Source organism: Haloarchaeobius iranensis (assembly GCF_900103505.1).
Taxonomy (GTDB): domain Archaea; phylum Halobacteriota; class Halobacteria; order Halobacteriales; family Natrialbaceae; genus Haloarchaeobius; species Haloarchaeobius iranensis.
This window is the reverse complement of record NZ_FNIA01000024.1, coordinates 1-20218: the sequence shown is the minus strand read 5'-3', so window position 1 is coordinate 20218 and position 20218 is coordinate 1. Positions and strand designations below refer to the sequence as shown.

Sequence of the window (20218 nt, the reverse complement as noted above, 5' to 3'; positions counted from 1 at the left end):
AGGAACGAGAGACCCGCCCCGAGGAGTCGGTAGCTGTAGACTGGATAATGTTCGCGACGTCTTCGAACCGGTTGGTCGAAAGTAGAACCTCGAGAACCGCATCTAGAGGGACATCAAGTTCGTACTCATGGTACCGGCCAGCCGACGACCGGATCGAATGATGCCGTCGACCCCGAACCCCGTTCGGTGTTGCAGTGACCTTCTCTATCAGAAACACCGGCTGTGTTTTTAAGTTCACACCGGGGAAGCTAGCTATCAGAGAACTTCCGACAGGTCCTGCGACGGGAATGCATAATCTGGAAACTAGTACTCGAGTAACCCCACAGACGCCAAACAACGATATGATACCTTCAACTCTTGTAGCCTCGCTCGCACTCGATAGTGTCGCTGTCGTCCTGCTAGCAGTGGTGACGTGGCGTGCAGTAGCGAAGCGAGACCGACCGAATGCGACGGCCTTCGCCGCTATGTCCGGGGGACTACTACTGTGGGCAACCCTGTCGTTCGTTTCTGAATTCCCACATTCGTGGCCCGTCGGCGGGGGTCTCGCTGGTCTTGCACAGATTCTCCCCCTCGTCTTCGTCCCCGCACTCTGGCTCGTGTACGTGCTCGGATACACGGGTCGCGGGACCAACTTGACCCGCGGCAGGATAGGGATGTTCGTGCTGCTCGCGCTGCCGCTGGTCGGCGCGGCCGTCACCGTCGGCCGTGGGGGCTCTCAGGAAACCGTAGAACGTTCGATTGCATCGTTTATCGGCACCGAACTTCTCCTGCTGTTCCTCGTATACGTGTACGCAGCTGCCCTCTTTCTCAGATACGCGTGGGATCACGACCGGATCTCGAAGATGCAACTCGTCGCTCAGCTCGGGGCCGTCTCCGCACCGTACGTCGTCGGTCTGTGGATCGACGGGAACCAGATCCTCGACGGGGTAACCGGTGGGCTGTTGCTGTCCGGGCTGTTGTTGGGGGTTACACTCCGACGGTACCCTGTGTTGATCGGGTTCCCGAAGGCGGATTACGTGGCTCGGTCCCGGGTCTTCGAAGAGCTACAGGAAGCTGTAGTCGTCGTCGACTGGGACGGCCACATCCTGGATACAAACGCGACGGCAGCGGACCTGTTCGATCGCTCGACGCAGTCGATGATAGGCACGCCGATACCGTCAGTCATCGAGGGGATGAGCGGGGCGGACCTGTCGCCTGGAACGACCGAGACAGTAACGCTTCGAACTGCGAAGGGACGTCGGCGATTTCAGTACACCGTCTCAGCTGTCGACGGGGAAGGCGCTGACAGCGACAGCGCGCCAGTCGCGAGGACGGTTCTCCTTCGAGACATCACGGACGAGCGCACGCGAGAGCAGCGTCTCTCCGTCCTCAACCGCGTCCTCCGGCACAACGTGCAGAACAAGTTGGACGTGATCCTTGCACACGCCGACTGTATCGAAGCTGACGCACATCGAACCGCGATTCAGGAGAGTGCCCACGACCTTCTTTCGATCAGTCAGAAAGCGCGGGACGCCGAAGCGGTGATGACCGACACCGTTGGGTCCCCGTCACCGATCGACCTGGTGGCCGTGGTCCGAACTGTGGCGACGAATGCCCGCGAAGAACACCCCGACGCCGAGATCTCAGTTTCCGCACCGGAACGGCTCCGGCTCGTCTCTCATCGGACCGTCGTTCAGCGGCTTGCGACGGAACTCGTCGAAAACGCTCTCGTTCATTCGGCCGCTCCCGCCAGGGTCGAAATCGAAGTGGACACGGCCACCGACGGAACACCACAGCTTCGGGTCGTCGACGACGGTCCCGGGATTCCGGACCGGGAACGTGACCTCCTGACAGGAACTGGTGAGTCACAGCATCGACACGGGCTCGGTGTCGGACTGTGGTTCGTCAACTGGGCTGTCAGCCAACTTGGGGCCGAACTCCAATTCGAGCGCGCAAACTCGGAGGGGACGGCCGTCGTCGTTGCGTTCCACGGGTTCGAAAGACTGGACGAGACCGAACTGTCCAGGGGGAGCCAGAACCGGGGGAGTGAGTAACCCACGCCCCCGCAGATATCTCCAGGCCGAGCAGGCAGAGGGCTTCGGGGCGTGCCCCCGACCCGGTTCAGAGTCAGGTAGCCAACCGGCTCCCCCGTCGAGTGCTTCACTGACTCCCGTTCTCGCTCGTCTGACCGAACTCGGAGAACGACTCGCCCACGCGGAAAGCGATGGGCTCGGTTTCGTCGCCGGACCCGATAGAGATGGCGAGCATATCCGCTTCGGTATCGTCGATGGTTATCTCGCGACTCGCCTGTGAAACGCCCTCGAGTTCGATATCGGTGAGCACGATGCTCACCGCGTAACTCCCCGCGTCGGTCCATACGTCGGAATACGCGACGATGTTGCTCTCGTTATCGGCTTCCGTCGAGGGAGCTGTGAATGCAGTATCGAGAAGGGTCGCTCCCGTAGGGCCGACAACCTCGATCGACCCGCTGATCTCCCGGTTCAGTTGATTCAGGATGTTGACTTCCTCGAGTATCCGGTCGCCGACGAAGTCGAGGACCGTCGAGCATCCGGCGGTAGCGGTCAGGATCGCGGCCCCGCCAGCCGCGAGGACCTGCCGTCTCGCAATCGACCTGTGTGTGCGGCGTTCCTCTGGACTCATATGGCAGTAGCAGTTCATCTGAGACGATGCGTCCCTTTAAACATGGACCGCGTGTGTCAGGACGTGAAACGAGCAACGGTCCCCAGCAAGAAGCTGCAGTGGTCGCAGCGGCTCTGGCCGTTCACTCAATCACTCTGAGGTGGACAGCACTGCCGCGGTGATGTCGGCGTAGACCCGTGTCGTGAGGTTGACGAGGTGGAGACCGATGACCGTGCTGACGATGCCAACCAGTGAGACCAACAGCGCCTCCGGCAGGGTATCGACGATCAGTTGTGATTCAGTGACCGTGACGATACCGAGGTCGACCGGTCCAGCGACGTTGAAGTACTGGACGCCCTCGACCCGGTAGACCGCCGGCGCGATAACGAAACTGAGCGAGAGCGCAAACCAGACCACGAGAGCCACGAACAGGGTATTTCCGGTCACGAAAGAGACGAACGCCAGAATCAGGAACAGGTAATTGTGCGGCTCTGTCGCGACCTGTTTGAGGTACGGGACGATCGGGGTGTCGTTCGGGCTCGTCGGTGTCCACGCGGCCTCCCGTCCGACCAAGGTTCGTAGGAGTGCGGCCTCGATGACACCGACGTAGCCGGCGACTGCGAGCACACCCGCGAGGATCGGAACGCCAACGAGCAGTGGCACGAGCGATACGCCCACCGAGAGCAACGTGACGAAAACGGTCAGGTAGACGATGCCGAGGGGGAACCGTAGCAGGAGGTACAGTGCGTTCCTGTAGGTCTGACGGTCGACAGCGACCCCGAAGATCCGACCGAGTAGCGAACTGCTGGTTCGTCCTGTGGTGTGGGCCCTCATAGACGGGAAGAGCAGTTCACGTGACAAATAGTGGAAGCCACCGTTGCATCGCCTGAAACACCCGCGAGACCGTCGTATCCGAGAGACGTTCGGGCGCGTAGCCGCCAGTGGTGGACCCGGCTCGAATCGCGGTGGTCGACGGAAACTCGGTCCGGGCGTCGAGCCCGTGGTGCGACTGCGCTGGGAGCAGGCCCCCGGCTCCTCGAGCCTCCCTAGAGGCGAATCGTGACGACGCTGCCTTCCGGGGTGTTCGGCCGGTAGTACAGATCGCCGCCCAACTGTGTGACGGCCCAGTTGACGAACCAGAGCCCGATTCCCCGCCCGTGTTCGAGTTGGGTCTCGGTCCCGTTCGTCAGGATCTGCCGTTCCTGCTCGGGGATTCCCGGCCCGTCGTCGGCGATCGCGATCTCGACCCCCGCTTTCGCGTGTCGTCGAACACTGATTTCGACTTGCGGCGTGTCCTTATCGCTGTGCGTGAGCGCGTTTTCGAGCAGTTCTATGAGGACCCGTCGAATCACCGTCCGATGGGATGGAGTCCGCAGCTCGCGAGGGCAATCAAGCGTTATTTCGCCGGAGTGGTCACTGGACTGGAACCGGTCGACGACGCGTTCGGCCACCGCCGTGAGGTCGATCGTGTCCGGCGTGTCGGTGGTTGCCGCCATGACCTCCTCTGCCTCCCTGGCTTTCATGCTCAGTTCGAGGAGGTCCCTCGCCTGGTCACGGATTTCGGCCCGGACGTCGTCGTCCCCGATGCGGTCGGCGTGCGCGAGGACGACATCGAGGCCGTTGCGTACGTTGTGCCGGAGAACCCGATTGAGGACCGACAGTCGTTGCTCGCGGGCGCGACGCCCGGTGACGTCCTCCGTGACGTTCACGTACCGGTGGGAATCGCTCGTTTCACCGAGGACTGGATAGCTGGTCGTTTCTACCCGCCGTACCTCGCCGTCGGGACGTCGGATCCGGTACTCGAATTCGTATCTTTCGGCGGGCTCACCTGATTCGATGCCGTCCCTCATCTCGGCCACCACGGACTCGAACGCGTCCCTGTCCTCGGGGACGACGGGCTCGAAGTACGTCTCCGGGTCCTCGTAGAGTTCGTCGACCGAACGGCCGAAGACATCTGCGTACGCCGAATTGACGTAGAGCGCTTCGGATAGGTCGCCGTTCGTCAGGTAGACGACCTCGTCGATGCGCTCCGCGATGGTCCGCAGCCGTCGTTCGAGCTGGCGCTGTTCCGTGATATCCCGCTGGATCGAGATGATGCGGTCCTCGCCGCCGATGACCGCCGGGCTCACCGTCGCTTCGATCCACAGCCTGTCGCCCGCCTTGGTTTCGAGTTGCCACTCCACCGTCTCAGGCTCGCCCGTCTCCATGACTCGGTGACACAGTTCCCGCGCCGTCGCCTTCGTGTAGCCGGCCCCGGTCGCAGTCAGCCCTTCGTATCCCTGTTCCAGGGCTTCCTCGGCGCTCCCGTAGCCGAGCCGCTCGACGTACGTCCGGTTGACATCGAGCACCTCGGCGGTCTCGGGGTCCTGGATGGCGATTCCGTCGTTGACACCGTTGAATATCTGCTCGTACTCGCGCTCGCGGCGCTTCCGTTCCGTGATGTCCCGCTGGATGGCGAGCACTCGTGTCTCCCCGCTGATTTCCGCAGGTGCCATCGTCGATTCGAACCAGCGCTGTTCGCCGTCCGCCGTTTCGATCCGCCACTCGACGGTCCTCGGCTCCCCGCTCGACGCGACGCCGGTGACGAGCGCCCGCGCCCGCTCCGCGGTGTACCCCTCCTCGGTGACGCTGAGTCCCTCGATACCGAGTTCCTGAACCGTTTCGACGGTATCGTACGCGAAGATGTCGAGGTACGTCTCGTTGGCGTCGAGTATCTCGCCGGTGTCCGGGTCGTGGATCGTGACCCCGTCGTTGACACCGTTGAAGATCTGCTCGTACTCACGCTCGCGCCGCTTTCGCTCGGTGATATCCCGTACTCGCCCGACGATCCGATCGACGGTACCCAGCTCGTCTTCGATCGGGAACCGGGTGACGGTCACCCACCGGACCTCCCCATCCCGTTCGATCCGGTACTCGCCCCCGTATGCGTCCTCCGTATCACCCGTCTCGATATCCTCGATGAGCGTCCGGACGTCAGCCTCGTACCGCTCCCGGTCCGCCGGGTGGGCAGCCTCGACGAACGACCGGGGGTCCTCGTAGAGCTCCTCGACGGAGCGGCCGTAGATCTCTTCGTAGGCCGGGTTGACGTACAGAATCTCGGAGTAATCGCCCGACGCGAGGTAGATGATCTCGTCGATGTGCTCTGCGATCAGCCCGAGCCGGCGCTCGTTCTCCCTGAGTTCCCGTTCACGTTCCTTGCGCTCGGTTACGTCGCGGTTGATCGCGATCGTGACCGACTCGCCACGGATCCTGGCCGGAGCGACCTTCACCTCGAGCCAGCGTCGTTCCCCGTCTTTCGTTTCCCCCCGCCACTCGAGCACCGCCGGTTCGCCGGAGTCGGCGACCCGCTGGTGAATCTCTCGACCCCGCTCGAGCGTGTATCCCTCTTCGGCAACACTGAGTCCTTCCACGCCCGCATCTCGGAGGCTCTCGAGCTCCTCGTATCCCAGCATGTCGAGGTACGCTTCGTTGGCGTCCAGGAGGTCCAGCGTCTCCGGATCGAACACCCCGATAGCGTCTTGAACTGCGTTGAAGATTTGTTCGAACTCGCGTTCGCGCTGCTTGCGCTCGGAGATGTCCCGCACGGAACCGAGTACACGCGCCTCGTCACCGAAATGGACGACCGAGAGGTGGACCTCGACGGGGAAGGTCTCACCGTCCTTGCGTTGGTTGCGCCACTCGAACAGTTGCGGGCCCTCCTCGCGGGCGGCCTCGATCTTCTCCTGGGCGGCCTCGTAACTGTACTCCTCGTCGGGCGGGGTCACGAGTCCGATGTCCTGGCCGACCAGTTCCGCGCGGTCGTAGCCGTTCAACTCGCAGAACCGCTGGTTGACGTCGAGAATCTCACCAGTGGCGGCGTCGTGGACGATCAGGCCGTCGCTGACGTGCTCGAACACCGCGCGGGAAGTCCGGTCGAACGACTCATCTCGGACCGAAGAGCGCTCCAAGTGGCCAGAGGCTCGAGACTCCCCCTGGATGTCGGTCGGAGCGGAATCCGTCCGGGGATCGTTCGCGAGGACTCCAATGACGACCTCGTACTGTGCGCTCGACGTGGTCCGGGGAAAGTAGTCGTCCGCGCCTGCCTCGACGGCGTCTGCGACGGCCCTCCAGTCGTCGAACCCGTCGGTGAGGTACACGACCGGGAGGTCGGTCACTGTGTCGAGGTGTTCGATAACGCCGATGGGCCGCTCCAGCGTCTCGCCGACGAGGACTCCATCAAGCGCGTCACCGTTCCTAGCCCGTCGTATCGCCCCTTCACCGGTCGTGACCGTTTCGACGTCGACCCCCGGATACGCTTCTCCGATAGCATCTTCCGTGGCATCGACGAACGCGGCATCGCCATCAGCGACCAGCAGCTGGAGACGCCTGCCGCCATCGCTTGCCATACAAGCACGTCGTGTGCGGTATTTTTCAAAGTTCCCCACAGCCGACTCTGTCCCGCTGGCATGGCGGCCTTATCGACCGGAGCATGCCCCAGTCGCCGAGGGCGTTCTTCGAGGTGACGGGCGGCTACATCGGGAAGTTCGTCGTGACCCTCTGACTCCGACAGCGAGCTGGGTCGGTACCGGTGAGACTGTCGACAGCCGGTGACGCGCCACGAGCGAATATCGGCTAGACAGCGACGAACGGACTCGCGCGCACAACTGGCGTGGTGGCGAGACCGGAACGCGATTCCTCGGGCTCTGTACGGTGGACTCCGCTTCGACGGCTCAGTCGTCGACGGCCGAGGCGTCTATCAGGAGTTCCTCGTCGCCGATCGTCGCCTTCGGTTCCAGCAGCCGCGACCGGTCGAACTGTGCGAGCTCCTCGCCCGCCGCGACCCGCGTCGGCCAGTCGGGGTTCGCGAGCGCACTCGTCCCGAGGGTCAGGAGGTCTGCCCCGTCGTCGAGTACCTGGCGTGCCGCCTCGGGCGTGCCCAGGTTACCGTTGGCGATGACGACCGTGTCGTCGGTGACGTACTCGACTGCGGCTTCCGCGAGGGACGGCCCGTCGTCCCCGAACGTCGGCTCCGTGGCGTAGCGTTCGGTCGTGTGGATGTAGTCCGCCCCGGCAGACGAGAGCGCCTCGAAGAACACGGCCGCTGCCGCTTCGCCTTCGGGCCAGACGTAGCCGTAGTCGGTCACCATCGACTGCGATACACGGACGCCCACGACGAAGTCGTCGGGGACCGCCGCAGCGACCGCCTCGACGACTTCGGCGGGATACCGCACGCGCGCTTCCGGCGCACCCCCGTACTCGTCGTCACGCCGGTTCATCTTGTCCGAGAGGAACTCGTTGAGCAGGTAGCCGTTCGCGGCGTGCAGTTCCACCCCGTCGAAGCCGGCCTCGTGAGCGTTCAGCGCCGACGCGACGAAGCCCTCGCGTGCAGTTTCGAGGTCTTCCTTGGTGGCCTTCTTCGGCTCGGGATACGGCCCGTCACCACCGTAGGCCGGGTTCTTCTCGCCCTCCGGCTGGACTGCCGAGGGCGCGATGGTTTCCTGGTCGGAATCCTGTGGCATCCCCTGGTTCTGGGCACCGCTGTGCATCAGTTGCGCGAAGATCGCCCCGCCGGCGTCGTGCACGGCATCAGTGACCTGTGTCCAGGCGTCGACGTGATCATCGGTGACGAGCCCGGGCTGCTTCCGATAGCCCTTGCTGTAGGCGTTGTCGGTGTACGTGCCCTCAGTCACGAGAAACGAGAACCCGCCCTCGGCGAACTTCGCGTAGTACTGGGCCATCCTGTCGTTCGCGCAGCCGTCAGCCATCGCACTCACTCTCGTCATCGGAGCCAGGCCAACACGGTTGTCCAGCGTCAGGTCGCCAAGCGAGGTGGAGTCGAACAGCATATTGCGAGGGATTTAGAGCCCGGCCCGAATAATCGCTCGGGTTTGGGATACCGGGCGAAGCTGGCAGACCCAGCGGTGGCCACTGCGTGCGTCCCTCACCGCCGTCGATGTAGCTGTCTCCCTCTCACGCCTGCGGCGGTAGGCCGTCGCTTGCAACTCCGTGAACTCTGGCCCGTCGATGGGAACGAGCTACCGGGGCTCGAAGGAGATCGCAGGCGTCCCGCGACCGAAGCAGGTGATCCCGGCCCCTCGTAGCCGGAAGTGTCACGTGAGCCACAGCCGGGTCGACCTTTTTGCCCCGGGGACGAGAACCCTCGCGCAGGAATCCCGGATGGCAGGCCTCTCGACGACCGCGCGACTCGTCGGACCGACAGAGCTCAGAGCCATCTGGCACGCGTTCCGGGGTGACCCGGGACGGTTCGCCCCGCCTCCCTCTCCGGACCCATCACTGGTCGAACTCGTCGAGACACCGTTCGAGTCGGTCGGCGATGCCGAACAGCGGCTCGGGCGACTGGAGTCGCGGCTCCGCCAGCGCGACGACCGCAGGGCCGTCTTCCTGACCATCTACGTCAGGATGACGGGGCGAGTCCGCGAAGGCATCGAAGAAGGCCGGTTCGCCGACCCCGAGTGGATGCGCCGGTATCTGGTCACCTTCGCCGACTACTATCGCCGGGCGTTCCTCGCCTTCGAACGCGGCGACGTCACGGCGGTCCCCGACCCCTGGCGTGTCGCCTTCGGGGCAGCGGTCAACGACGAGACCCTCATCATGCAGGACGCGTTCCTCGGCGTGAACGCCCACATCAACTACGACCTCGCACTCAGCCTCGAAGCGGTGGGTATCGACCCCGACAGGCACCGGAAGTACGACGACCACCGCGCCATCGACGCCATCCTCGCCGGGGTCGTGGACGCTCAACAGCGGGCCCTCGCCGGCCTGTACGCCCCTGGCGTCGACGACGTCGACGAACTGTTCGGCCGACTCGACGAATCACTGACGCTGCGCTCGATGACCGAAGGTCGGGAACAGGCGTGGCGGGTGGCAGCGGTCCGGACCGACGTCACCACACCACCGGTCCCCTCGCTCACGCAGTGGGTGCTCCGGGCGACTGCGACCGGCGCGGCCCTGTTCATCCTGAGTCCACAGCTCGAGCCAGCCGTCGAAGCACAGCTCAGACGAGTCGAGCGAGAGGGTGTCTCCCTCGAAGATGTGCTCGGGCGCGTCGAGGCCGAACTCGAAACTGGGGAGTCCTCGCCTTCGTTTTGAAGGAATACAGCGACACTGCAATTGTGGCGAGAGCGGGCATCTCGCGTCGAACCGTCTTCCGCACGTGGTCCGCTCGCGATTCCCGGCCGCGACTGCTCCGTGCACCACTGTCCTGCTTTGCGAAACTACTTGACTCGCAGGCAGCTACAATGTGTACGTGAATTTTTCAGTATTCGATCGCCGACGGACTACGCTCGCATCTGACCGACCCGGGGCACTCCCGGGTGGGCTGTGAACCCAAGTCGGGTCGACTCCATCGTCGATCTCGTCTACGGACTTCTGATAGCGGTTTCGGTCGGGCTGATCGTGGTCGCAGGCAACGCCATCGGGCTGGCCTTCGGCTTCGGGGTCCTGATATCGTACGTCATCCACGTCGTGTGGAAGATGGCACGGTTCGACCCCGACTGGATGACCACGGCCGTCAAGGAGACCGTCGAGGAGACGGTCGACGAAACCGTCGACGAGAAGGTCGGTGAGACGGTCGAGAAGACCGTCGACGAAACCGTCAAGGACACTGTCGAGGAGACGGTCGGGAGCTCGGTCGAGGAAACCGTCGAGAAGACCGTCGGCGAGACTGTCGAGAAGACGGTGAACGATAGTGTCGAGGAGACCGTGGAAGCGAAGGTCGGCGAGACGGTCGAGAAGACGGTCGAGGAAACCGTCGAGGAAACCGTCGGCGAGACCGTGAACGAGACAGTCGAGGCGAAGGTCGGTGAAACCGTCGAGGAGAAGGTCGGCGAGACCGTCGAGGAAACTGTCGAGGAGACAGTGGGCGAGACCGTCGAGAAGACAGTTGGAGAGACAGTCGAAGAAACCGTCGAGGAGAAGGTCGGTGAAACCGTCGAGGAGACCGTCGGCGAGACAGTCGAGGAGAAAGTCAGCGAGACGGTCGAGGAAACCGTGGGTGAAACCGTCGAGGAGACCGTCGGCGAGACGGTCGAGAAGACCGTCGAAGAGACGCTGGAGCGGGAACTCGAAGCACACGACGATGGGGCGGGAGAATCCGCGGAGCGGGACGACGTCGTGGCTGCCGGTCAGTCCGGGGATGCGACCTCGGAGGAGGAGTGGGAAGACGAGGACGCGACTGAGGTCTGGGAGGACGAGGACGCCGAAGACGCAGAGAAATCGGACACGAAGGACGCCGACCCAGCTGAGGAAGCTGACTGATGGTCGAGGCACTCCTCGTCGTCGGCGTCCTCGTCGCGATGTTCGTGGCCTACAACATCGGTGGCTCGACGACGGGCCCGGCCTTCGGGCCAGCCGTCGGCGCAGACGCAATATCGAAGACGGCCGCCGCAGCGCTGATGGGGGTGTTCTTCTTCATCGGTGCCTGGACCGTCGGCCGGAACGTCGTGACGAAGCTCGGGAGGGAACTCGTCGTCAACACGAGCGTCTTCACGCTCGAATCCTCCATCGCGGTGCTGTTCTTCATCGGCGTCGCGCTGCTCATGGGCAACCTCTTCGGCGTGCCAGCCTCGACGTCGATGACCGCCGTCGGCGCCATCGCTGGACTGGGCCTCGCTGGCGGCGTCCTGGACCTCGCCGTCATGGCCGAGATACTCACCTGGTGGATCGTCTCGCCGATCATCGGGTTCTGGGTGTCGCTTATCATCGGCCGCTACTTCTACGCGCGACTCAACCGGTTCGTGGCGATGGAACGCAGCAGCGGCCCGCTGTTCGACGTCGACCACTCGGGGCTGGTGCCGATTCCACGCCTCCACCGGACCACGAACCGCCGCGAGCTGGTCGGAACGATAACCGTCGTCGCGATCGGCTGTCTGATGGCGTTCAGCTCCGGCACCTCGAACATCGCCAACGCCGTCGCGCCGCTGGTGGGCAGCGGTGAACTGTCGATGAACCCGGCGATCATCTTCGGCGGTGTCGCCGTCACCATCGGGGCGTTCACCATCGCGAGACGGACCCTGGAGACGATGGGGAGCGACATCACGGAGCTCCCGCTGACGGCCGCCATCGTCGTCGCGTCCGTCAGTTCGACGCTCGTGATCTTCCTCTCGGCGCTGGGGATTCCGGCGAGCTTCGTCATCATCGCGACGATGTCCATCGTCGGCCTCGGCTGGGGACGGGCGACCAGACCGATGACCGTCCCCGAGGCCGTCTCCAGCGATGAGGCCCCGCCGGTAACCGTGAATGCGCTGGCGGCCGACGAGGAGGGCGAGGAGCTACCCCCGATCGGCGAAGAGGAACCGGAAGACATCCCGAGTGCGGCGAGCCTGTTCAACCCGGCGACGACGGCACGGGTCGTCCTGATGCAGAACATCGTGCCCGCTATCGCGACGCTCGGCGCGTATCTCTGCTTCCGGTTCGTACCGATTTTCGGGTTCTGACCCCCGGAAATCCCGTTATATGATGCTACGCCTCGGTCAGGTGACTGGATAAAAGGTCGGACGAGTCGGTGTGCCGTTCAGGTCGACACGTGGTCGCGCGTCCAGCCCGGGTCCTGGCCGGTCTGCTCGATGATGTCTGACCGGCACGCAGGGCAGTAGTCCGGGGAAACGGTCTCGGGGACGTACACCGCGCCGCCACACGCCACGCACGAATCGATGTCGATTGTGACGCAGTCCGCACAGATGTTGAAGTCGTCGGCCGTGAGCTCGCGAAGAGGTTCGAGTTTTTTGTCCAGGAGATACTCGTCGATGACCGTCTGGCAGTTGTGGCACGGTTTCATGGCGATGCATGTCACACCTTGGGGCGGCCCGTTAAATACCTGTCTGCCACTGCAAGATACGGTGCCGAGCAACAGCGCCGGCGCTTGGAGTCCAATCGTGGTAACGCCACACTCGCAAGGGTTATCCCTCTGACCACTCAACGTATGGTTGTAATGGCAACCGGCAAAGTTGACTTCTTCAACGACACAGGCGGCTACGGGTTCATATCGACTGACGACGACGCTGTTGACGACGACGAAGACGTGTTCTTCCACATGGAGGACGTCGGCGGTCCCGACCTCGAGGAGGGGCAGGAAGTCGAGTTCGACATCGAATCGTCCCCGAAGGGACCCCGCGCATCGAACCTCACCCGCAAGTAACGACACCGTCCGCCTGTCGTTCGTAGCGATAGTCGGCTTTCGTTCTTTCAGACAGCTACCGAGCGAGTGACTTCTGTGCCGAACAGCCAGCGGACGAGTTCAGGAGACTCCGCCTGCGTTGGCGGACTACGGGTCGCTCGACTGTGACAGGGGCAGCTTTCTGTCCCGGGCTCGGTAGTGAAGCTCGATACGACAGTTTTCGACCAGAGCACCCATTCGGGGGAGGGAGGGAGCACCCGTCCACCGTTTCCACCGACGAGACGCGGCCTCACCTTTGATGCCTCCAGCCACCGAAGTTCGGTGCATGCTACGGTCACGGTCGGTCAGCGGAACGGCACTCGGAGTACTCGTTGCCGTCGTCGCCATCGTCGGTACCCAGTTCCTCGGGTGGGAGTGGGGCTCCGGACAGACAGTTCCGACAGTCATCGGCGTGGCAGTCGCCGTATTCGCCGTCGCCCTCGTCGCACGGCGGGCCGTCAGCTGAGCAGACTACCCCGGAGTTTCGGGGCCGCCCTCAACGGGCGAGTCCCTCCCACGTGCGCAGCCAGCTCGACGTCGGGGGAGCTCAGACGGTGGTCGTCTCGACGGCGACGTCGCCACCGTCGAACGACAGCCGGAACTCGTTCAGCTCCGCGAAGTAGTGTTTGCGGTGGTGGCCCTCCGAATGATAGGCCATCGTCGTGTCGACGAGCCCGGCGTCCTCGAGCCGGTTGAGACGGCGGTAGACCGTCGCCCGCGACAGGTCGAGTCGTTCCGCGATGGTCCTCGCCGGTCGCCCCTGCTCGCTGATCACCTTCAGGATGGCTCGGGCGTGGTCGTCGCTCAGCAGGGAGAGGAGTTCGTCCGGGTCGACGCTCGGCTCCTTCTCGCGGCTGAGCCCGGGGCGGCTGTTCGACGGCTTCGCGTTCTTCTTCGGTCGCTTCTCGAGTGCGGAGTTCGACATCGTCGTGCCTCTCACTTTGGCGGACTCCGCCGTGTAGGGAGACGCTATCAATCGGAACCGCCGTGCGAACCGGGCTCTAGTAATACAGATTGGGGCGTCGAGCCCCCCGCTGCTGCGAGGCGCTGGAGAGTCCAACACGGGAAGCAGCCGGTGAACTCATCGGTCGGTCGGCGTCTCCGGGTCCGTCTCGAAGAAGGATTCCAGAAGCTTCCGCTGGCCGCGCCGCAGGTGGTAGAGGATGGTCGGCCCGGTCACGTCGAGAGCGTCGGCGATCTCCTCGGACGAGCTCCCACGGGGCGACGTGAAGTAGTCGGAGAGGTATGCAGTCCGGAGCACCTGGAGTTGCCTGTCGGTGAGGGCCTCCTTCAGGTCACTCCGGAACGCGTCCACGCTCTCCGGGTCGCGCTGTGTCTCGGCCTTCCCGACGACGTCCGTGCCTGCGACCACGCTGTCGACGCCGCCGACGAGTCGCCTGAGTTCCACGTCCGAGGGGACCTCTGCGACGATGCGGGCACCGCCTGCGCTGTACGTGGCACTCGTGACGGTCGCCCCCTGTGCGACGAGTCGTGCGACGGCTGTCTGGCCACTCAGTTCGACCTCCAGGAGGTCGTCCTCGTCGCTGACGACCCGTGCATCGAACACCTCGTCGTGGCCGGCGAGTTCCTCGACGGTGTCGCCACCGCCCGCCACGCGAACGTAACACACCACCGTGTCGTCGTCGCGGTGTACGGCGCCGGAGAGCGCGACCGACCGCTCCTCGTCAGCGACGCTGGCCAGGGGGAGGTCGTCGTCGCGGACCTCGAGCGTCAGCTCCGTGACGGTGTCGGCGAACAGGAGTTCCTCCTGCCGAATCGCGTTGATTGCGAACCCGCCGACGGCACCCAGTGTCTCCAGGCTCGCCTGTTCCTGTTCGTTGAACCCATCCTCGCGAGCGGCGTACACGCCGAGCACACCGTACACCGTGTCGCGATACGCGAGCGGCACCACGATACAGGACTGCAGCCCCCGGCCGAACGCGGCGCGTCGGACCTGCCGGGGAATGTCGTCGTCGTCCGCGAGCGTCTGTACGACCTGCGTCTCCTCCGTCCGCACGGCCGCCTGTTCCGGGAGCCCGGCGTCGGTCCCGAGATGCTCGACGAGCTGGTCCCGGACCTCGGGGGCCTCGCCGGCAGCGGCGACGACCTGCAGGTGGCCGTCGGTCAGGTCCCGTTCGCCGAGCCAGGCGAACTCGTACAGGTCTGTCGTCCCGAGTCCCTCACAGATCGTTCGTGAGACCTCCTCGCGTCCGGACGCCTCGATGACCTGTCTGAGCACTGTTCCGACGAGGTCGTCGATGGTTTCCATCCGCTCCAGTCGCCGTTCCAGCGCCTCGACCCGTTGGCGACGCTCGTGGTGACTGTTCCGGTCGCGGACGTACACGTGGACGTGCTCGTCGGCCGGAACTACGTCGACAGCCAGCCAGCGGTCGATCCGGGGATAGTACTCCTCGAACGACTGTTCGTCGGGGCTGTCGCCGCCGAATCCGTCCCGCAGTGACCCGGTGGCCGATTTCGGAAACACCGACTGAATCGGTGATTCGAGGGCCGAACCGTCGAGCTCCAGGAGCGTCGTGGCAACGTCGTTGGCCGCCTGCACGACTCCGTCGGTTGTCGTTTCGAGGACGCCTATCGGTGCGTTTCGCAGGTGTTCCTTCATGCTGAATCCGTGTTCGCTCCGCGTACGCCGCGCCTCGTGCTGGCGCGTTAGTTCCCGGTCCTCTCTCACTCCGTGCTGTTCGTGTGGAACTCGAACCGCGCTCCACCGTCCGACGCCGCGGGAATCGAGACCGCCCAGCCGTGGGCCTCGGCGATGCGTTCGACGATAGTGAGGCCCAGACCGGCACCCCTGTCGCTCGAACTGTAGCCCGGTTCGAACACGCGGTGGCGGTCCCCCTCGGGGATGCCGACGCCGTCGTCGGCGACGAAGAACCCGCCGTCGGCCGTCGTACCGACCCGGACGGCGAGTGAAGACCCCGCCGGGCTTTCCTCGTTCGACTCGGTCGCACGAGGGCCCGTCGAGCCATGCTCCATGGCGTTCCGAAACAGGTTCTCGAACAACCGCTGGAGTCGCGACTGGTCGGCTTCCACGGTCGGCAGGTCGGACGACACGCCGAGCGACGCGTCGTTCGTGTCGACTGTCGACCAGGCGTCCCGCGCGACGTCATCGAGGGCGACGGGTTCTGAGGGAGTGATGGTCCCGTCGCCGCGTGCCAGCGTGAGCACGTCCTCGATGATTCGCTCCATCCTGTCGTGGGCTTCGTCGACGCGGTCGAAGTGCTCCGCGTCGCCGCGTTCGCGGGCAGCACGGAGGTGTGCCTTGGCGACATCGAGCGGGTTCCGGAGGTCGTGACTGACGACCGTCGCGATGTTCTCGACACCGATGGAGTTCTCCGCGTCCGATTCGACCGCCGCCAGCGTGAGGAGCCCCTCGTCGTCGTTCGAATCAGCCGAATCGACGGCCCGGAGCCGCAACGCGCCCTCGGCCGACGACTGGCTAGTCACGTCGACGGTCCCAGTTTCGGCCAGGGCCGAACAGATGCCACTCGCGACATCGGCGTCGAGCCCGACGGGCTCCTCGTTCAGACACTCCCGGAGCGGCGTTCCGGCCTGAGGCTGTCCGAACGTCGCATCGAAGGCCCGGTTCGTGTGCGTCACCACGGGGCCGTCCTCACGAACCTCGTACCGGAGCGACGGGTCGGGAACGGCGTCGAGAGGCACCGACACCCTGCCGTCAGCGTCGCCGGGTGGGCCGTCCACGAGTTATCTCCCTCCTCGCCGGCCGTGTCGAGCCCACCTGTACGACGACCGCCATGTCGGGCGAGTTCCAGGGCGATCGGCTGAAAGGTTCATCCGTACACCGAGCATGTTCCCGTACCTTGATAGAAGTTCCTTCTAGTAACAACGAGTCCCGCCCTAGAGCGGTACCGGAGTAGTTTCTCCCCGCTATCTGTGGGCTCGATTGCGCGCACGGACGAGGACCGGCCTCGCCACCGGAGCGACTGCCGGCTGCCGACGCCAGATACGCCGCGAGCGTCCCTCGATTGCCGGCCGCAGTCACGGCGGTTCGATCTCCGGTGTCAGGGGACGGCTGACGCTCCGTGCGTCGGTTGTCCGGCCAGCGTTCCCCAGTGTCTCTGATAGCCGGAACTGCGGCGAGGAACGGACGACGGAGCTACGACGACCGGTATCGTGGATGGTTTAACTCAGGGTTTCGAGGGAGGCGGTATGACAGTGACCGTTCTCGGCGTCAGCCCGACGGCCCTCATCGCGGTTCTCGCCGCCGCCGTGAGCGGATGGACCGCAGTCGTGGTGGCCCGTTCGAGCGGTCTGCGTTCCGGCGAGGAGTTCTCTGATCTGGTGGTGCCGTTCCTCGGGACGACGGTCACGTTCACGGCCGTCGCCCTCGCCTACCCTATCGTGGAACGGATCGGTTCGACGGCGGCGGTGGGGGGTGTCCCGTTGATGGCACTCGTCGCCGTCTCGGTCCCGTGGACAGTGTTCGCCCTCCGTTACGCCGGGCGCGGGGCGGTCGTCACGCCGCCGCGGGTGTCAGTCGCGATTCTTCTGGCCGCCTCGATGCTCGGCGTCTTCGGCTCCGAACTGACCGGAATCATCCCCGAGGGCTGGCTGTCAGTCACGAGCTTCGTCGGGTCACTCCTGGTGCTCGGTATTCTCGCCGCCGTTCTCACCGCGGGCGGGATCGTCCTCGTATCGACGTATCGCCACGGCGGGACCTCGCTGACGAACGGGGGAAGCGTCGTCTCACCGATCGTCTTCTTGCTGTTGGGGAGCCAGGCGAACGCGATTCTGAACCTCCTCTCCACTGCGGGGCTCACCAGTCTCACCCTGTTGGCCACCGCGGCCCTCTTTCCCCTCTCCGTCCGTCGGTACGACGTGTTGACCAGGCGACCGGCGACCGGCGCGCTCGGCGAACGAGCAGTCGTCGACACGATGAGCGAGGCGTTCCTCGTCGTCGACCGCGACGGGTCGGTCATCCGGACCAACCAGCAGGGCGAACACCTGTTCGGTGCCGACATCGTGGGCATGGAACTCGACGATGTGCTCGACGTCGGTCTCGACACGTTGCGTGAACGGGAGACTGTCGAACAGTGGACCGACCAGGGGTACAGGCGGTTCGACCCACGTGTGTCGACGCTGACGGACAGGCGTGGCCACGAACTCGGGCGGACGGTAACACTACTGGACGTCACGGGCCGCGAGATCAAACGCCAACGTATCGAGGTCCTCAACCGGATTCTGCGGCACAACATCCGGAACGACCTCAGCGTCATCGGGGCCCGTGCCGAGGCCGCCATCGAGGCCGATACCTCCGACCACGAGCATCTCGACACCATCGTCGACATCGCCGCCGAGCTCGAAGCACTGAGCACGAACGCAAGGCGGATCGAGACGCTCATGGACGAACGAGAGTCGCCGACAGAACCGCAGGCGCTCGATGGCATCGTCACGTCCGTCGTCGAGGAAGCCATCCCGGGGCCAGACCGGGTGGACACGACCGTCTCAGTCCCGGGGGTATCGGTCTCGCTGGACCCGGCACTGCTGCGATACGCAGTCAGCAACCTGGTGGAGAACGCCGTCGAACACAACGATGCCGAGCGACCGACGGTCGAGGTGCGGGGCACCGAAACCCCGGAGGGCATCCGCGTCGTCGTCGCCGACGACGGCCCGGGGATTCCGGCGGCGGAGCGATCCGCCATCGAGGGCGGCGGGGAGGAACCACACGACCACGCGAGCAGTCTGGGGCTGTGGGGGACAAGCTGGGCAGTGCAGGCGCTCGGCGGTGAACTCTCGTTCGACGAGAGCGAGCTCGGGGGTGCAGCCGTCATCCTCGCCCTGCCGTCGTCGTGAGAACCCGAGCAGATGACGTGGGTGGAACCGTTCAGGGGGAATCGTGCGGGTGACCGACAAAGAGGGCGACCAGGTTCGACAGTAGCAGGACGCCGAAGGCAAGCAGGTCGGCAGTCGAGTCGAGACCGGTGAGAAGCAGGGGCAGGTGGACGAACGGGAGGCTCACTGCAGCCCAGAACCCGACGGTCCTGAGCCCGTACTGCGCGCACTGGTACCCCTGCCGGAGGGCCGAAGCTGAATCGGGGTCTTCCAGGGGACTCAGAGAAGAAGACGTGAGACCGCTGATTAAGCACCGCATTTTTCTTCCCATCGACCACGCGCACAACGCGCCGGTCGATGGACCTCGCTACCGACAGAGCTCGATATGTGAGACGGTCTTCTCGACGATCAAGCGCACGCACAGTGACGCCGTGCGTGCGCGAACCCGGTACCGAGAATTTCGTGAACTCGTACTGAAGTGTGTCGTTCACAACACCAAGCGAGCCGTGACACAGTAAAACCACTCGCAGTATGGCGATTCACCAGTGCCGTCTTAACCGATACCTGCCCCGGTGGTTAAGATTCGTCGTGGAGGATGGCGCCGACGGCGTCCCGGCTGTGTTTTAGCATATGGCTCGTCAACGTGATACCGTCCTCGAGCCCGCTGGCCTGCTGGAAGAGCTGGGCAACCCGGTCGTGGTACTCGTCGGAAGCTGCCACGGCCGTTCGAGGTCGACGGAATCGGTGCCAGCTGGAAGCTCTGAAGCTGGTCGTTCCAGGCGACCCATGATTCTGTCGGCTCAGAAGATTCGAACCTGTTCGTTGCCCGTTGATTGCTGCGCTAATCTCGGTTCGCTTGGTGTGATTAGTTGCGTCCAGATCGGCCGGTATTGGATTTGCTTACCCAGCGAGATACCCAGGAGTATCAAAAGAACGCAAAGAGAGAAATATAATAATAATTCTAGCATTGTTGCTTGAGATATATTTGTTTTCGTTAGGGGGCGTACATTAATACACATTTACTGTTTATGTGTTGTCTCTCCAATGCTCCCGTATAATATTACACTCTATAAAATTGTTAATTTCTATAATAAAAATATAAATTATATACTACGACAAACTTCTGAGTGTACTCAAATTATGACAGAGTACAAGTCAGAAGATGGCGAAGCACAGACCGAAAGAGCAGGTATCGAAACCAATCGACGTGACATTCTGAAAGCCACCAGTGGGACGGTCACTGGAATAGGGCTCGTCGCAGGGTCCGGCACTGCTGTCGGCTCGATTCGAGATTCACGTGCCGTGTTGAATAGCGATCTAATCGACGGTTGTCACGGGTTAGAAGGGCGAAGCCGAGGAAATCGATTCTGGCTATGGAAGTTGATCTCCTCGACTTCGTTGAGCAGTGTCGGCAGCTAGTCAAACAAGCGTTGGGAAAGCACGCGGGCGAGCCCGCCAGCGGCGGGTTCGCCCGCTGGAAGCACGTCGTTCTCCATTGTTTCCGGCTCGAAGACGGCCACAGCTACCGTGAAACACCGAATCGGCTACAGTACATGACCGAGATTTGTGACGGACTTGGCCTAGATCCGGACGATATGCCTGACTTCACCACACTCTACAAATCGTTCGACCGGC

17 protein-coding genes and 3 pseudogenes are annotated in these 20218 nt (G+C 63.8%); 9 read left to right on the top strand and 11 right to left on the bottom strand.

The window, feature by feature from the left end; translation table 11 throughout:
* Positions 1–19: 19 nt before the first annotated feature.
* Positions 20–145: pseudogene (locus tag BLT27_RS20535) on the bottom strand (cell division control protein Cdc6); the annotation flags it as partial.
* A gap of 196 nt (positions 146–341) precedes the next feature.
* Between BLT27_RS20535 and BLT27_RS15960 the strand changes: the two are divergent.
* On the top strand, positions 342–2033 hold the full coding sequence (locus tag BLT27_RS15960) for an ATP-binding protein (RefSeq protein WP_089735685.1): 1692 nt from the start codon (positions 342–344) through the stop codon (positions 2031–2033).
* Positions 2034–2139: 106 nt separating this feature from the next.
* Here BLT27_RS15960 and BLT27_RS15955 read toward each other — a convergent pair whose 3' ends face one another.
* From BLT27_RS15955 to BLT27_RS15940, 4 genes are all read right to left on the bottom strand, one after another.
* Entirely contained in the window at positions 2140–2640 is a 501-nt protein-coding gene (locus tag BLT27_RS15955; protein WP_089735722.1) for a hypothetical protein, read from the bottom strand.
* Between the two features lie 129 nt (positions 2641–2769).
* Positions 2770–3453 carry a sensor domain-containing protein gene (locus BLT27_RS15950; protein ID WP_089735684.1) on the bottom strand — a complete coding sequence of 228 codons (684 nt, stop codon included), beginning with the start codon at positions 3451–3453 and terminating at the stop codon, positions 2770–2772.
* A 212-nt stretch (positions 3454–3665) separates the two neighbouring features.
* On the bottom strand, positions 3666–7004 hold the full coding sequence (locus BLT27_RS15945) for a sensor histidine kinase (protein ID WP_089735681.1): 3339 nt from the start codon (positions 7002–7004) through the stop codon (positions 3666–3668).
* A 324-nt stretch (positions 7005–7328) separates the two neighbouring features.
* Positions 7329–8456 carry an oxidoreductase gene (locus BLT27_RS15940; RefSeq protein WP_089735679.1) on the bottom strand — a complete coding sequence of 376 codons (1128 nt, stop codon included), beginning with the start codon at positions 8454–8456 and terminating at the stop codon, positions 7329–7331.
* Between the two features lie 319 nt (positions 8457–8775).
* Here BLT27_RS15940 and BLT27_RS15935 point away from each other — a divergent pair, with 319 nt between their 5' ends.
* The 3 genes from BLT27_RS15935 (at position 8776) to BLT27_RS15925 (ending at position 12053) form a co-directional block, all read left to right on the top strand.
* Positions 8776–9708 (top strand): DUF5995 family protein, encoded by a 933-nt coding sequence (locus BLT27_RS15935; protein WP_089735677.1) that lies wholly within the window; start codon positions 8776–8778, stop codon positions 9706–9708.
* A 231-nt stretch (positions 9709–9939) separates the two neighbouring features.
* Positions 9940–10875: a hypothetical protein gene (locus tag BLT27_RS15930; RefSeq protein ID WP_089735675.1), complete on the top strand. Its 936-nt coding sequence runs from the start codon at positions 9940–9942 to the stop codon at positions 10873–10875.
* On the top strand, positions 10875–12053 hold the full coding sequence (locus BLT27_RS15925) for an inorganic phosphate transporter (protein WP_089735673.1): 1179 nt from the start codon (positions 10875–10877) through the stop codon (positions 12051–12053). The genes BLT27_RS15930 and BLT27_RS15925 overlap by 1 nt, the downstream gene beginning before the upstream one ends.
* A 77-nt stretch (positions 12054–12130) precedes the next feature.
* On the opposite strand, the gene BLT27_RS15920 is transcribed toward BLT27_RS15925, so the two are convergent.
* Positions 12131–12394 carry a DUF7571 family protein gene (locus tag BLT27_RS15920; RefSeq protein WP_089735670.1) on the bottom strand — a complete coding sequence of 88 codons (264 nt, stop codon included), beginning with the start codon at positions 12392–12394 and terminating at the stop codon, positions 12131–12133.
* Positions 12395–12547: 153 nt separating this feature from the next.
* On the opposite strand from BLT27_RS15920, the gene BLT27_RS15915 reads away from it, so the two are divergent.
* Together BLT27_RS15915 and BLT27_RS15910 are read left to right on the top strand one after the other, a co-directional pair.
* Positions 12548–12754 carry a cold-shock protein gene (locus BLT27_RS15915; protein WP_089735669.1) on the top strand — a complete coding sequence of 69 codons (207 nt, stop codon included), beginning with the start codon at positions 12548–12550 and terminating at the stop codon, positions 12752–12754.
* Positions 12755–13058: 304 nt separating this feature from the next.
* Positions 13059–13238, top strand: a complete 180-nt coding sequence (locus BLT27_RS15910; RefSeq protein ID WP_089735667.1) for a multidrug transporter — start codon at positions 13059–13061, stop codon at positions 13236–13238.
* Between the two features lie 81 nt (positions 13239–13319).
* On the opposite strand, the gene BLT27_RS15905 is transcribed toward BLT27_RS15910, so the two are convergent.
* The 3 genes from BLT27_RS15905 to BLT27_RS15895 form a co-directional block, all read right to left on the bottom strand.
* The gene (locus tag BLT27_RS15905) at positions 13320–13697 is read right to left on the bottom strand and encodes an ArsR/SmtB family transcription factor (RefSeq protein WP_089735665.1); all 378 of its coding nucleotides are present in this window, start codon (positions 13695–13697) and stop codon (positions 13320–13322) included.
* Positions 13698–13853: 156 nt separating this feature from the next.
* Entirely contained in the window at positions 13854–15392 is a 1539-nt protein-coding gene (locus tag BLT27_RS15900; RefSeq protein WP_089735664.1) for a bacterio-opsin activator domain-containing protein, read from the bottom strand.
* A gap of 65 nt (positions 15393–15457) precedes the next feature.
* On the bottom strand, positions 15458–16492 hold the full coding sequence (locus BLT27_RS15895; RefSeq protein ID WP_089735661.1) for a sensor histidine kinase: 1035 nt from the start codon (positions 16490–16492) through the stop codon (positions 15458–15460).
* Positions 16493–16960: 468 nt separating this feature from the next.
* Between BLT27_RS15895 and BLT27_RS15890 the strand changes: the two genes are divergently transcribed.
* Positions 16961–18604 (top strand): sensor histidine kinase, encoded by a 1644-nt coding sequence (locus BLT27_RS15890; RefSeq protein WP_089735659.1) that lies wholly within the window; start codon positions 16961–16963, stop codon positions 18602–18604.
* Between the two features lie 31 nt (positions 18605–18635).
* Here BLT27_RS15890 and BLT27_RS20445 read toward each other — a convergent pair whose 3' ends face one another.
* Positions 18636–18770, bottom strand: a complete 135-nt coding sequence (locus tag BLT27_RS20445; protein WP_281241462.1) for a DUF8028 family protein — start codon at positions 18768–18770, stop codon at positions 18636–18638.
* 91 nt (positions 18771–18861) lie between these two features.
* Between BLT27_RS20445 and BLT27_RS15880 the strand changes: the two are divergent.
* Positions 18862–19101 (top strand): annotated as a pseudogene (locus BLT27_RS15880) (transposase); the annotation flags it as partial.
* Positions 19102–19159: 58 nt separating this feature from the next.
* Here the strand turns inward: BLT27_RS15880 and BLT27_RS19915 are convergent.
* Positions 19160–19303, bottom strand: a complete 144-nt coding sequence (locus tag BLT27_RS19915) for a hypothetical protein (protein ID WP_175526488.1) — start codon at positions 19301–19303, stop codon at positions 19160–19162.
* A 653-nt stretch (positions 19304–19956) separates the two neighbouring features.
* Here BLT27_RS19915 and BLT27_RS15875 point away from each other — a divergent pair.
* A pseudogene (locus tag BLT27_RS15875) lies at positions 19957–20218 on the top strand (IS5/IS1182 family transposase); the annotation flags it as partial.